12 protein-coding genes are annotated in these 12,898 nt (G+C 69.4%); all 12 read left to right on the forward strand.

Annotation, left to right across the window (positions count from 1 at the left end):
• The 12 genes from QE401_RS19730 (at position 1) to QE401_RS19785 (ending at position 12,879) form a co-directional block, all read left to right on the forward strand.
• Entirely contained in the window at positions 1 to 1,293 is a 1,293-nt protein-coding gene (locus QE401_RS19730) for an acetate--CoA ligase family protein (protein ID WP_307139804.1), read from the forward strand.
• Positions 1,290 to 2,141 carry a MaoC/PaaZ C-terminal domain-containing protein gene (locus QE401_RS19735; protein WP_307139805.1) on the forward strand — a complete coding sequence of 284 codons (852 nt, stop codon included), beginning with the start codon at positions 1,290 to 1,292 and terminating at the stop codon, positions 2,139 to 2,141. The genes QE401_RS19730 and QE401_RS19735 overlap by 4 nt, the downstream gene beginning before the upstream one ends.
• Positions 2,138 to 3,181, forward strand: coding sequence for an acyl-CoA dehydrogenase family protein (locus QE401_RS19740; RefSeq protein ID WP_307139806.1), 1,044 nt, complete (start codon positions 2,138 to 2,140; stop codon positions 3,179 to 3,181). Before QE401_RS19735 ends, QE401_RS19740 begins: the two co-directional genes overlap by 4 nt.
• A complete protein-coding gene (locus QE401_RS19745; RefSeq protein ID WP_307139807.1) occupies positions 3,178 to 4,323 on the forward strand; it encodes an acyl-CoA dehydrogenase family protein in 1,146 nt (381 codons plus the stop codon). Before QE401_RS19740 ends, QE401_RS19745 begins: the two co-directional genes overlap by 4 nt.
• Before the next feature lie 39 nt (positions 4,324 to 4,362).
• Positions 4,363 to 5,355: a Bug family tripartite tricarboxylate transporter substrate binding protein gene (locus QE401_RS19750; protein ID WP_307139808.1), complete on the forward strand. Its 993-nt coding sequence runs from the start codon at positions 4,363 to 4,365 to the stop codon at positions 5,353 to 5,355.
• 21 nt (positions 5,356 to 5,376) lie between these two features.
• Positions 5,377 to 6,549: a thiolase domain-containing protein gene (locus QE401_RS19755; RefSeq protein ID WP_307139809.1), complete on the forward strand. Its 1,173-nt coding sequence runs from the start codon at positions 5,377 to 5,379 to the stop codon at positions 6,547 to 6,549.
• A 2-nt stretch (positions 6,550 to 6,551) separates the two neighbouring features.
• Positions 6,552 to 6,938 (forward strand): Zn-ribbon domain-containing OB-fold protein, encoded by a 387-nt coding sequence (locus tag QE401_RS19760; protein WP_040613097.1) that lies wholly within the window; start codon positions 6,552 to 6,554, stop codon positions 6,936 to 6,938.
• Between the two features lie 91 nt (positions 6,939 to 7,029).
• Positions 7,030 to 7,941, forward strand: a complete 912-nt coding sequence (locus QE401_RS19765; protein ID WP_307139810.1) for an SDR family NAD(P)-dependent oxidoreductase — start codon at positions 7,030 to 7,032, stop codon at positions 7,939 to 7,941.
• 65 nt (positions 7,942 to 8,006) lie between these two features.
• Positions 8,007 to 9,389, forward strand: a complete 1,383-nt coding sequence (locus QE401_RS19770; RefSeq protein ID WP_307139811.1) for an MmgE/PrpD family protein — start codon at positions 8,007 to 8,009, stop codon at positions 9,387 to 9,389.
• Between the two features lie 9 nt (positions 9,390 to 9,398).
• A complete protein-coding gene (locus QE401_RS19775) occupies positions 9,399 to 10,565 on the forward strand; it encodes an acyl-CoA dehydrogenase family protein (protein ID WP_307139812.1) in 1,167 nt (388 codons plus the stop codon).
• Between the two features lie 2 nt (positions 10,566 to 10,567).
• Positions 10,568 to 11,695 carry a CaiB/BaiF CoA transferase family protein gene (locus tag QE401_RS19780; RefSeq protein WP_307139813.1) on the forward strand — a complete coding sequence of 376 codons (1,128 nt, stop codon included), beginning with the start codon at positions 10,568 to 10,570 and terminating at the stop codon, positions 11,693 to 11,695.
• Positions 11,696 to 11,712: 17 nt separating this feature from the next.
• Positions 11,713 to 12,879: an acyl-CoA dehydrogenase family protein gene (locus QE401_RS19785; RefSeq protein ID WP_307139814.1), complete on the forward strand. Its 1,167-nt coding sequence runs from the start codon at positions 11,713 to 11,715 to the stop codon at positions 12,877 to 12,879.
• The last annotated feature ends 19 nt before the right edge of the window (positions 12,880 to 12,898 follow it).

Below are 12,898 nucleotides of genomic sequence, written 5' to 3' on the forward strand. Positions count from 1 at the left end.
GTGACGGATGCGGTGCTGGCCGAATATGGCGTGGTGCGCGCCCGCACCACCGAGGAGATGCTGGACATCGCCCGGCTGGCGGCGCGGCGCATCTACCCGGCGGGCAATTCGCTGGGCGTGCTGACCATCAGCGGCGGCGCCGGCGTGTTGATCTCCGACGCGGCCGAGGCCGTCAATTTGCCCATGCCGCCCATGCCTGAGGCGGCGCAGCAGGCGCTGCGCGACGCGCTGCCCTATTGCGCGCCGCAGAACCCGGTCGACTGCACCGCGCAGGCGCTGAACGATCTTTCGCTCGTTGGCACCTTCGCCAAATCGCTGGTGGAGCAGGGCGGCTACAGCTCCATCCTCTCCTTCTTCACCCATGCGGGGGGCGCCGCCTCGGTCGCGCCAAGGCTGCGGCAGGAGCTGGCGGCGGTGCGGGCGGCGCATCCGGACCGCCTCTTCGTGCTCTCCGTTCTCGCCGAGCCCGAGCTGGTGCGGCAATTCGAGGCGGATGGCTTCACCGTCTTCGAGGATCCGTCGCGTGCGGTGGCGGCCATCCATGCCATGGGCCGCTATGGCGAGTCCTTCGCCCGCGCCGCACCGCCCCCGCCCGCCGCGCTGCCGCCCATTGCCCTGCCGGCGACGACGCCGAGCGAGGCCGAGGCCAAGCGCATCCTGGCCCAGGCCGGCATCCCGGCCGCACCGGAAGAAACCTGCGCCACGGCGGAGGCGGCGGTGGCGGCGGCGGAGCGCATCGGCTTCCCGGTGGTGCTGAAGATTCTTTCGCCCGACATCCTGCACAAATCCGAAATCGGCGGCGTGCTGCTGAACGTTTCCGACGGAGCCGCCGTGCGCGAGGGCTTTGCGCTGCTGCTGCAGCGCGCGAAGGATGCGGCACCGCAGGCGCGGATCGAGGGCGTGCTGGTGGCGAAGCAGCTCTCCGGCGGGGTGGAATGCATCCTCGGCGTGCATCGCGACCCGGTCTTCGGCCCCGTCGCCATGTTCGGCCTGGGCGGCATCTTCGTCGAGATCCTGAAGGATGTCTCTTTCCGGCGCTGCCCCTTCGGGGAGGCGGAAGCCGAAGAGATGATCCGCTCGATCAAGGGTTTTCCCCTGTTGGCCGGCGCCCGTGGCCGCCCGCCCGCCGATCTCGACGCGCTGAAAAAAATGCTGTCGCGGTTGTCGGTCTTTGCGCATCAGGCCGGACCGCGCCTGGCGGGCATCGACCTGAACCCGGTCTTCGCCATGCCGGCCGGGCAGGGCGCCTTCGCCGCCGATGCGGTGATCGACATCGCGGAGGACACGCCGTGATCGACCACGAAAAACTGCTGAACTACGCCATTCCGGAGGTGCGCCAGCGCGTCACGCCGCGCGACGCGGTGCTCTACGCGCTGTCCATCGGCTTCGGCCAGGACCCGATGGAGGAGCGGCAGATCCCCTTCGTCAGCACGCATCGCGGCCCGGTGGTGGTGCCCGCCATGGCGGTGGTGCTGGGCCATCCCGGCTTCTGGCTCGGCCGGCCCGACACCGGCGTTGATGCGGTGAAGCTGGTGCATGGCGAGCAGGAGATCGAGCTGCACGCGCCGATCCCGGCCGAGGGCGAGGTGATCAGCCAGACCCGCGTCACCGGCATCGTCGACAAGGGCGCCGGCAAGGGCGCGCTGCTCTATTCGGAAAAACGCCTGACCGATGCGGCCAGCGGCGCGCTGCTGGCGGTGACGCGCAGCACCACCTTCCTGCGCGGCGATGGCGGCTTCGGCGGCCCGAGCGGCCCGGTGCGCCCGCCCAACCCGATGCCGGAGAGCGCGCCCGACATCACGCTCGACCTGCCAACGCGGCCCGAACAGGCCTTCTATTACCGGCTGAACGGCGACGACAACCCGCTGCACACCGAGCCGGAGGTGGCGGCGCGCGCCGGTTTCCCGCGGCCGATCCTGCACGGGCTGTGCACGCTGGGTGTCGTCACCCATGCGCTGCTGAGGGAACTCTGCGGCTACGACCCGGCCCGGCTGCGGGTGCTGTCGCTGCGCTTCTCCGCCCCCGTCTTCCCGGGTGAGACCATCCGCACCGAGATCTGGCGCGACGGCGCCTTCCGCGCGCGGGTGGTGGAGCGCGACATCATCGTCGTTAACAATGGCAAGGCGGAGATCGCGGCATGAGCGCCATGCTGGAGCAGGATGATTCGCTGCGCATGATTCGCGACAGCGCGGCGGGGCTGGCGCCGCGCCAGGGCGACCGCCGGCGCATCCGCGCGCTGCGTTTCCAGGCGCCGGGTTTCGACCGCAAGGTCTGGCGGCAGATGGGCGAGCTGGGCTGGATCGGGCTGCGCCTGCCGGAGGAGAAGGGCGGCAGCGGCCTGGGCATGGGTGAGTTCTGCGCGCTGGCCGAGGAGCTGGGCGCGGCGCTCGCGCCGGAGCCGCTGATCCAGGGGGCGCTGTCGGCCGCGCTGCTGGCCGAGGCGGGCGCCGAGGCCGAGCTGGAAGCGCTGCTGGCCGGGGAGAGCGTGGTGCTGACCGCCTGGCAGGAGGCCGCCGCGACGCTGGACGCGCCCGGCACGCCGGAGGCGCCGCGCCGCTTCATCCCCATGGCGGGCGGGGCGGACGCCTTCCTGCTGCCCTGGCAGGGCGGGCTGCGCTGGCAGGATTCTTCGGGTTCCGATCTCACGCTGGAGCCGACCCAGGATGGCGGAACCTTCGGCACGCTGCGCCCCCACCCCACGCGTCTGCTCAGCGAGCAGACGCAACTGACAGAAAAACTGGAGGAGGCGGCGCTGGCGAGTGCCGCCTATCTGCTCGGCGTGATGGAGCAGGCCTTCGCGCTGACGCTGGACTACCTCCGCACGCGCCAGCAATTCGGCAAGCCGATCGGCAGCTTCCAGGCGCTGCAGCACCGCGCGGCGGATCTGAAGATCCAGATCGCGCTGGGCCGCGCCAGCATCGAGGCGGCGGCTTCGCTATGCGACCGTGGCGCGGCGCCGCGTGTGCGCACCGCCGCCATCGCGCGGGCCAAGGCGCGCGCCGGCGATGCGGCGCTGCTGGTGACGCGCCAGGCGGTGCAGCTGCATGGCGGCATCGGCTACACCGACGAGGCCGATATCGGCCTGTATCTGCGCAAGGCCATGGTGGTGGCCAACCAGTTCGGCCCCGCCGCGCTGCATCGCCGCCGCTTCGCCGAGGCCCAGCCGGAGGATGAGGCATGAGCGACTGGAACGCGCTGTCCGACGAGGAATTCCGCGCCGAGGTGCGCCGCTTCGTCGAGGCCGAATACCCCGCCCATTTGCGCAACCCGCCGCACCGCCTGCACTGGCAGGAGGGCGAGGAATGGTTCCGCATCCTGCAGAAGAAGGGCTGGGTGGCGCCGGGCTGGCCGGTGGAGCTGGGCGGCATGGGGCTCGACGCCTCGAAGCAGATCATCCTGATCGAGGAGTATGAGCGCCACGGCGTGGCGCGGCTGCCCGATCATGGCGTGATCATGCTGGGCCCGCTGCTGATCCGCTTCGGCACCGAGGAACAGCGCGCGCGCTTCCTGCCGAAGATCCTGGCCGGCGAGCATATCTGGTGCCAGGGCTATTCCGAGCCCGGCGCCGGCTCCGACCTCGCCGCTCTGCGCACCGAGGCGGTGCGCGAGGGCGACCACTACATCGTCAACGGCCAGAAGATCTGGACCACGCTCGCGACCGACGCCAACTGGATTTTCTGCCTGGTGCGCACGGACAAGGCGGCGAAGAAGCAGGAAGGAATTTCTTTCCTGCTGATCGACATGGCGACGCCCGGCGTCACCGTGCGGCCGATCATCAATCTCGGCCTGCATGACGAGTTCTGCGAGGTGTTCTTCGACAATGTGCGCGTGCCCACGGAGAACCTCGTCGGCGAGGTGAACAAGGGCTGGAGCATGGCGAAGGCCCTGCTCGGCTTCGAGCGTATTTTTCTCGGCTCGCCACGCCAATCGGCCTATGCGCTGTCGCGGCTGAAGGCGCTGGCCGAGCGCATGGGCGTGTTCGACGAGCCCGATTTCCAGGACCGCTATATCCGCCTGCGCTGCGACCTGGCCGACCACAAGGCGCTGTATGAGAGCTTCGTCGCCATCCTGCGGCGCGGCGAATCGCTCGGCGCGGATGTCTCGATGCTGAAGCTGCACCAATCCGACCTGTTCCAGCGCATCACCGAGCTGATGCTGGAGATCGGCGGTGAGAATGCAGGCCTGCTGCAGCCGATGGAAGGCAATCGCGACCTGCACCCGGCCGGGCTGTTCATCGAGGCGCGGCCGACCACGATCTATGGCGGCAGCTCGGAGATCCAGCGCGGCATCCTGGCCAAGAATGTTCTCGAGTTGCCCGGCTGACACAGGACCGCCGGAAAGGCGGCGAGGGGAGGAAGCGGCATGACGGCATGGAGCAGGCGGCAGGCCCTGGCATGGCCCGCGGCGTTGCTGGCGGCACCCGCTCTGGCGCAGGGCAGCTGGCCCACGCGCCCGGTGCGGATGGTGATTCCCTTCCCGCCCGGCGGGACGACCGACCTGATGGCGCGGCTGCTGGCGGAGCGCCTGTCGCAGCGCCTGGGCCAGCCGGTGGTGACGGAGAACCGCGCCGGCGCCGGCGGCAATATCGGCGCCGACGCGGTGGCCAAGGCGGAGCCGGATGGCTACATGATCCTGATGGCCTCGATCGGCACGGCGGCGATCAACTACGCCGCCTATGGCCCCAACATGCCCTACAGGCCGGAGCAGCTGGCGGCGGTCGGGCTGGTGGTGCGGGTGCCGAATGTGGTGCTGGCCTCGACCGAATCCGGCCTCACCGATTTTCCGGCCCTGGTGGCGCGGGCGAAGCGCGAGCCGGGCCGGCTGAACTACGGCACCTCCGGCATCGGCGGCAGCCCGCATGCCTGCATGGAATTGCTGAAGGTGCGCGCCGGCATCGATGTGACGCATGTGCCCTATCGCGGCTCCGGCCCGATGCTGACCGAGCTGGTGGCCGGCCGCATCCAGACGGCGATGGACAACATCCCCTCCGCGCTGAACTTCATCCGTGAGGGGCGCATCAGGGCGCTGGCGGTGACCAGCCGGGAGCGCGTGCCCACCCTGCCGGATGTGCCGACGCTGATCGAATCCGGCATCGCCGATTTCGACGCCACCGCCTGGTTCGGCCTGCAGGCACCGGCCGCGACGCCGGCACCGATCCTGGCGAAGCTGGGCGGCGCGGTGGATGCCATCGTGCGCACGCCGGAATGGCAGGAACGCATGGCCGGCTTCGCCGCCGACCTGCCACGGCTGACGCCCGAGGGCGGCACCACCCCCGCGGCCTTCGCCGAATTCATCCGCGCCGAGATCACCCGCTGGGCGGAGGTGGCGAAGGCGGGCAACATCACGGTCCAGTAGGGTCCAGAAGGAGAGAGGCGTTTGAGCATCCGAGGCAAGGCCTGCATCGTGGGCGCCTATGAGCACCCGACGCGTAAGGCCGAGGACAAGAGCACGGCGCAGCTGCATGCCGAGGTGGCGCTGGGCGCGCTGCGCGATGCGGGGCTGACGCGCGCCGATGTGGATGGCTATTTCTGCGCCGGCGACGCGCCGGGCATGGGCCCGCTCAGCATGGCCGACTATATCGGCCTGACGCGGCTCTCCCATTATGATTCCACCGATGTCGGCGGCTGCTCCTACCTGGCGCATGTGGCGCATGCGGCCGAGGCCATCGCCATGGGCAAGTGCAAGGTGGCGCTGATCACGCTGGCCGGCCGCCCGCGCTCCGAAGGTGTGGCGACCGGCACGGCGCCGCGCCCGGGCGACCCGCGCCAGCCGGATGTGCAGTTCGAATATCCGTTCGGGCCGGCGATCGCCAACATGTACGCCATGTGCGCGCAGCGCCACATGTACGAATACGGCACGACCTCGGAGCAGCTGGCCTGGATCAAGGTCGCGGCCAGCCATCACGCGCAGTACAATGAGCATGCGATGCTGCGCAAGGTCGTCACCGTCGAGGATGTGGTGAACTCACCCCTGGTGGCGGACCCGCTGCACCGCCTGGATTGCTGCGTCATCAGCGATGGCGGCGGCGCGCTGGTGGTGACCAGCCCGGAGATCGCGCGCAGCCTGAAGCGGCCGCTGGTCGGCATCCGCGGCGCGGGCGAGGCGATCAAGCATGTCGATGGCGGGCGCATCGACCTGACCTATACCGGCGCCCGTTATGCCGGCGCCCGTGCCTTCGAGATGGCCGGGGTGAAGCCCGCCGATATCAAGTATGCCAGCATCTATGACAGCTTCACCATCACCGTGCTGATGCAGCTGGAGGATCTCGGCTTCTGCGAGAAGGGCCAGGGTGGCAAATTCGTCTCCGACGGCAATCTGATCTCGGGTGTCGGCAAGCTGCCCTTCAACACCGATGGCGGCGGGCTGTGCAACAACCACCCGGCCAATCGCGGCGGCATCACCAAGGTGATCGAGGCGGTGCGGCAGCTGCGCGGCGAGGCGCATCCGGCCGTGCAGGTGAAGAATTGCGACCTGGCGCTGGCGCATGGCACGGGCGGTTCGCTCGGCACGCGGCATGGCAGCGCGACCCTGGTGCTGGAGAGGCTGTGACCATGAGCGAACGCATCCCCCCCGCGCCGGTCGGCGATCCCTCGACCCAGCGCTTCTGGGACGCCGCGCGGCAGGGCCGCCTGCTGATCGGCCGCAACACCAAAACGGGCCAGACCCACTACCCGCCGCGCCCCTTCTGCCCCTTCAGCGATGAGGGCGAGGTGGAGTGGATCGAGGCCAGCGGCGAGGGCACCGTCTACAGCTTCAGCATCATGCGCGCCAAGACGCCCTATGCCATCGCCTATGTGGAACTGGCGGAGGGCCCGCGTATGATGACCAACATCGTCGGCTGCGACTTCGACGCCGTCAAGATCGGCATGAAGGTGAAGCTGGCATTCCGCGACACCGAAGGCGACGGCCCGCCCGTCCCCATGTTCACCCCAGCCTGACGGATGGGAGGTGCAGGAACCTCAGGTTCCTGCCGGGGGTCCAGGGGGCAGCGCCCCCTGGTACGACGTTCCAGGAAGGAAAACGCAGGCAATGATGCTGCAGGACAAGGTGGCCATCGTCACCGGCGCGGGTGGCGGGATCGGGCGAGAGATCGCCCTCGCCATGGCGCTGGCCGGTGCGAAGGTGGTGATCAACGATATCGGCGCCTCGCTGAGCGGCGAGGGCCAGACCTCCGCCACGCCGGGCGAGCAGACCAAGGCCATCATCGAGCAGCGCGGCGGCCAGGCGGTGACCAACACCGACAGCGTGGCGGACTGGGACAGCGCGAAGCGCATCGTGCAGAGCGCGATCGACGCCTTCGGCCGTGTCGACATCGTGGTCAACAATGCCGGCATCCTGCGCGACCAGATCTTCCACAAGATGACGCCGGAGGAATGGCTCTCCGTCATCAATGTGCATCTGAACGGCAGCTTCTTCGTCTCCCGCGCCGCCGCCGAGCATTTCCGCGCCCAAGGATCGGGCGCCTATGTGCACATGACCTCGACCTCCGGCCTGATCGGCAATTTCGGCCAGGCCAACTATTCGGCGGCGAAGCTCGGCATCGCCGCGCTGTCGAAATCCATCGCGCTCGACATGCAGCGCTTCGGCGTGCGCTCCAACTGCATCGCGCCCTTCGCCTGGAGCCGCATGACCAGCTCCATCCCGGCCGAGACGCCGGAGCAGAAGGCGCGGGTGGAAAAGCTGAAGCGCATGACGCCGGAGAAGAACGCGCCGCTGGCGGTGTTCCTGGCCAGCGACGCGGCCAAGGATGTGAACGGGCAGATCTTCGCGGCGCGGAACAATGAGATCTTCCTGTTCAGCCAGCCCCGGCCCGTGCGCAGCGCGCATCGCGAGGATGGCTGGACACCGGAACTGATCGCCGAACACGCCCTGCCGTCGCTGCGCGCGCAATTCCTGCCTTTGGATCGGAGCGGGGACGTGTTCTCCTGGGATCCGGTCTAAGAAGGAAAAAGGCCGGGGGAAGGAATTCCCCCGGACCCCCATCTTTTTTCTGTCAGTCGGGAGGAATGGCCGTGGGTGTGACGTGGGAGCTGGCTGGCTTCACGGCGGGGTTGCGAGCGGAGAGCCTGCCGCCGGAAGTGGCGGAGCGCGCCAAGGCGCTGGTGCTGGACCTGGTCGGCAACATCGTGCGCGCCCGCGCCGAGGCCGAGAGCACGCCGGCCCTGCTGCGCATGGTGCAGGCGCTGGGGCTGGGGCAGGGCAGTGCGCGGGTCTTCGGCGACAGCGCCACCTACAGCCCGGCGGGTGCTGCGCTGATCAATGCGACGCTCGGCCATTCGCTGGATTTCGACGACACCCACGCGGTCGCCGTGGTGCATCCGGGCGCGCCGGTGATCCCGGCGGCGCTGGCCGCGGGCGAGATGGTCGGCGCCTCGGGTGCCGAGGTGCTGGCGGGCATCGTCGCGGGCTATGAGGTGGCGCTGCGCCTGGCGCTGGCCCTGCCGGCCGGCGCGCATTACGACCGTGGCTTCCACCCTTCCGCCACCTGCGGCGCCTTCGGCGCGGCGGCGGCGGCGGCGCGCGTCTTCGGGCTGGATGCGGCGGGGGTGGAATCGGCGCTGGGCATCGCGCTCAGCCAATGCGCCGGCAGCCTGCAATTCCTCGCCAATGGCGCCTGGACCAAGCGCTTCCAGGTGGGCTGGGCCGGCATGTCGGGCCTCGCCGCCGCCACACTGGCGCGCGAGGGCTTCAAGGGCGCGGCGGACGCCATCGAGGGCCGCCAGGGCTTCCTGCGCGCCTATGCGCCCGACCCGAAGCCGGAGCGTGTCTGCCAGGATCTCGGCCAGGTGTGGGAGCTGATGGCCACCGGCGTGAAGCCCTACCCCTCCTGCCGCTGGGGCCATGCCGGCATCGACGCGGCGCTGGCGCTGCGCGCGGAACTCGGCCTGAAGCCGGAGGAGGTGGAGGGTGCGACGCTCGGCCTCTCCCGCGCCGGCATGCTGCTGGTGGGCGAGCCCGCCGAGCGCAAGGCGGATCCGCAGAACATCGTCGATGGCCAGTTCAGCGGGCCCTTTGTCATCGCCACAGCCCTGGCCACCGGCCAGATGGGCTGGGACAGCTATGCCCGGCTGCAGGATCCGGCGATGAAGTCCCTGATGCAGAAGATCACCTGCGAGAATGATCCGGAGATCGAGGCCGAGTTCCCCGCCAACATGTCCGGCAAGCTGACGCTGCGAGCGCGCGGCCAGACCTTCACCCGCAAGGTGATCGTGCCGAAGGGCGAGCCCGACAATTTCCTCAGCGAGGCCGAGCTGCGCGCGAAATTCGCGGGCCTTGCCGACACGGTGCTGGGCGCCGAGCAGGCGAGTGCGCTGGCCGAGACCATCGGGCGCCTGGACCGCCTGAACGACATTTCCTCCCTGTTGCGCAGCCCGGCCGAGGCGGCCTGAAGGACGATGATGCTGCAGACCACGCCGAACGACCCGCATGCCGAGATCCGCGAGGAGGTCGCCAAGCTCTGCGCCCGCTTCCCCGGCGAGTACTGGCGCAAGCTGGATGAAGTGCGCGGCTACCCGACCGAATTCGTGCAGGCGCTGACCGAGGCGGGTTGGCTGGCGGCGCTGATCCCGGAGGAGTTCGGCGGCTCCGGCCTGCCGCTTTCCGCCGCCGCCGCGATCCTCGAGGAGATCCAGCGCCAGGGCTGCAACGGCGCCGCCTGCCATGCGCAGATGTACATCATGGGCACCATCCTGCGGCATGGCAGCGACCGCCAGAAGCAGGAGTATTTGCCCAAGATCGCCAGCGGCGAGCTGCGCCTGCAGGCCTTCGGCGTGACCGAGCCCACCAGCGGCACCGACACCACCAGCCTGCGCACCTTCGCCCGGAAGGAAGGCGACAAATACATCGTCAACGGCCAGAAGATCTGGACCAGCCGGGCCGAGCATTCCGACCTGATGCTGCTGCTGGCACGCACCACGCCGCGCGACCAGGTGGCGAAGAAGACCGAGGGGCTGTCGACCTTCATCGTCGACATGCGCAGTGTGCTGGGCAAGGGGCTGACCATCCGCCCGATCCGCACCATGATGAACCACAATTCCTGCGAGGTCTTCTTCGACAACATGGAGGTCCCCGCCGAGAATCTCGTCGGCGTCGAGGGCAAGGGTTTCCGCTACATCCTGGACGGCATGAATGCCGAGCGGCTGCTGATTGCCGCCGAGTGCATCGGCGATGCCAAATGGTTCATCGAGAAGGCGGTGGGCTACGCCAAGGAGCGGGTGCTGTTCGGCCGGCCCATCGGGCAGAACCAGGGTGTGCAATTCCCCATCGCGCGCGCCTATGCGCAGATGCGCGCGGCCGAGGCCATCGTGCAGAAGGGCCTCCAGAAATTCGAGGCCGGGGTGAACCCCGGCGAGGAAGCCAATATGGGCAAGATGCTGGCCGCCGAGGCCAGCTGGGCCGCCGCCGAGGCCTGCGTGCAGACCCATGGCGGCTTCGGCTTCGCCGAGGAGTATGACGTCGAGCGCAAGTTCCGCGAGACGCGGCTGTATCAGGTGGCGCCGATCAGCACCAATCTCGTGCTCTCCTATCTCGGCGAGCATGTGCTGGGCATGCCGCGGAGCTACTGAGCATGGACAAGCCGCTGGCCGGGCTGCTGGTCGTCTCGATGGAGCAGGCGGTGGCAGCCCCCACCTGCTCGGTGAAGCTGGCCGATGCCGGGGCGCGCGTCATCAAGATCGAACGCGCCGAGGGCGATTTCGCGCGTGGCTATGACCGCGCCGCGGCCGGGCAGTCGAGCTATTTCGTCTGGCTCAATCGCGGCAAGGAAAGCGTCTGCCTCGACATCAAGCAGGAGGGGGACAAGGCGCTGCTGGCGGCGCTGCTGGCTCGGGCCGATGTCTTCATCCAGAATCTGGCGCCGGGCGCCATGGCGCGGGCGGGCTTCGGCAGCGCCGCGCTGCGGCAGCGCCATCCGCGCCTGATCACCGTCGACATCAGCGGCTATGGCGAGAGCGGCGACTACGCCGCGATGAAGGCCTATGATCTGCTGGTGCAGGCGGAAAGCGGGCTGGCCTCGATCACCGGACATCCGGCGGGGCCGGGGCGCGTCGGGGTCTCGGTCTGCGACATCGCCACCGGCACCATGGCGCATGCGGCGGTGCTGGAGGCGCTGATCGCTCGCGGCATCACCGGGCAGGGGCGCTCCATCGCCATCTCGCTCTTCGACGCCATGGCCGATTGGATGAACGTTCCTCTGTTGTATTTCGAGGGCACGGGGAAGGCGCCGCAGCGGCTCGGCCTCGCGCATCCCTCGATCTGCCCTTATGGCGCCTTCGCCACGGCCGATGGCGCGCTGGTGCTGATCTCGATCCAGAATGAGCGCGAATGGCAGCAATTCTGCGCGGCCTTCCTGGGCGAGCCCGACCTGCCGCAGCGCGAGGGCTTCCGCAGCAATGTGGAGCGCGTCGCGCATCGCGCCATGGTGGATGCGCATGTCGGCGCCGTCTTCGCAAAGCTGACGCGGGCCGAATGCGATGCCAGGCTGCGCGCGGCCAACACCGCCTATGGCTTTGTCAACGATTTGCCGGCGCTGGCCGCGCATCCGGCGCTGCGCCGCCTCTCGGTCGCGACGCCGAATGGCGAGGTCGCCATGGCCGCGCCCGCCGCGCGCTTCCCCGATGCGCCGCCGCGCGACTACCGCCCCGTGCCGGGGCTCGGCCAGCATACGGAGGCGGTGCGGGCCGAATTCATGGGCTGAAGCGCGGGGAGGCGGCGATGCAGTTTGCCTATACGCCGGAGCAGGAGAGCGTGCGCGACGCCATCGCCCGCCTCTGCGCCGGTTTCGGTGACGAATACTGGCTGGCGCGCGACAGCGATGGCCGCTTCCCGCAGGAATTCCACCAGGCGCTGGCGCGCGATGGCTGGCTCGGCATCTGCATGCCGGAGGCTTTGGGCGGCGCCGGTCTCGGCATCGCCGAGGCCGCCATCATGATGCGCGCCATCGCCGAATCCGGCGCCGGCATGACCGGCGCCTCCGCCGTGCACATGAACATCTTCGGGCTGAACCCGGTGGTGGTGTTCGGCAGCGCCGGGCAGCAGGCGCGCATGCTGCCGCCGCTGATCGCGGGGACGGAGCGCGCCTGTTTCGCGGTGACCGAGCCCAATACCGGCCTCGACACCACGAAGCTGCAGACGCGGGCCGAGCGGCGCGGCGACCGCTATGTGGTGCATGGGCAGAAGGTGTGGATCTCCACCGCCCAGGTCGCCGAGCGTGTGCTGCTGCTGGCCCGCACCACGCCGCTGGAGCAGGTGACGCGCCGCACCGAGGGGCTCAGCCTGTTCTACACCGCGCTCGACCGCAGCAAGGTGCGGGTGCAGGAGATCCCGAAAATGGGCCGCAAGGCCGTCGATTCCAACGAGGTGTTCTTCGACGGGCTGGACGTGCCGGTGGAGGACCGCATCGGCGACGAGGGAAAAGGCTTCGACTACATCCTGCATGGGCTGAACCCGGAGCGCATCCTGGTGGCGGCGGAGGCGGTCGGGCTCGGCGCCGTGGCGCTGCGGCGCGCCACGGACTACGCGAAGGAGCGGCGCGTCTTCGGCCGGGCGATCGGCCAGAACCAGGCGATCCAGCACCCGCTGGCGGAAAGCTGGATGGCGCTGGAGGCCGCCTGGCTGATGGTGATGCAGGCCGCCTGGCGCTACGACCAGGGCCAGAGCTGCGGCGCCGAGGCCAATGCCGCGAAATACCTCGCCGCCGAGGCCGGGTTCGAGGCCTGCCAGCGCGCGGTGATGACGCATGGCGGCTTCGGCTATGCCCGCGAATACCATGTGGAGCGCTATCTGCGGGAGGTGATGATCCCGCGCATCGCCCCCGTCAGCCCGCAGCTGATCCTCTGCTTCATCGCCGAGAAGGTGCTGGGCCTGCCGCGCTCCTACTGAAGCGCGGCGCCCGGCATGG

The sequence above is a fragment of the Pseudoroseomonas cervicalis genome, assembly GCF_030818485.1.
Lineage (GTDB): Bacteria > Pseudomonadota > Alphaproteobacteria > Acetobacterales > Acetobacteraceae > Pseudoroseomonas > Pseudoroseomonas cervicalis_A.

Excerpts from the sequence above, each read along its gene's own strand:
- QE401_RS19750 (WP_307139808.1), top strand. The coding sequence starts at position 4,363 with ATGACGGCATGGAGCAGGCGGCAGGCCCTGGCATGGCCCGCGGCGTTG.
- QE401_RS19760 (WP_040613097.1), top strand. The coding sequence starts at position 6,552 with ATGAGCGAACGCATCCCCCCCGCGCCGGTCGGCGATCCCTCGACCCAG.
- QE401_RS19770 (WP_307139811.1), top strand. The coding sequence starts at position 8,007 with ATGGCCGTGGGTGTGACGTGGGAGCTGGCTGGCTTCACGGCGGGGTTG.
- QE401_RS19740 (WP_307139806.1), top strand. The coding sequence starts at position 2,138 with ATGAGCGCCATGCTGGAGCAGGATGATTCGCTGCGCATGATTCGCGAC.
- QE401_RS19775 (WP_307139812.1), top strand. The coding sequence starts at position 9,399 with ATGCTGCAGACCACGCCGAACGACCCGCATGCCGAGATCCGCGAGGAG.
- QE401_RS19745 (WP_307139807.1), top strand. The coding sequence starts at position 3,178 with ATGAGCGACTGGAACGCGCTGTCCGACGAGGAATTCCGCGCCGAGGTG.
- QE401_RS19765 (WP_307139810.1), top strand. The coding sequence starts at position 7,030 with ATGATGCTGCAGGACAAGGTGGCCATCGTCACCGGCGCGGGTGGCGGG.
- QE401_RS19780 (WP_307139813.1), top strand. The coding sequence starts at position 10,568 with ATGGACAAGCCGCTGGCCGGGCTGCTGGTCGTCTCGATGGAGCAGGCG.
- QE401_RS19785 (WP_307139814.1), top strand. The coding sequence starts at position 11,713 with ATGCAGTTTGCCTATACGCCGGAGCAGGAGAGCGTGCGCGACGCCATC.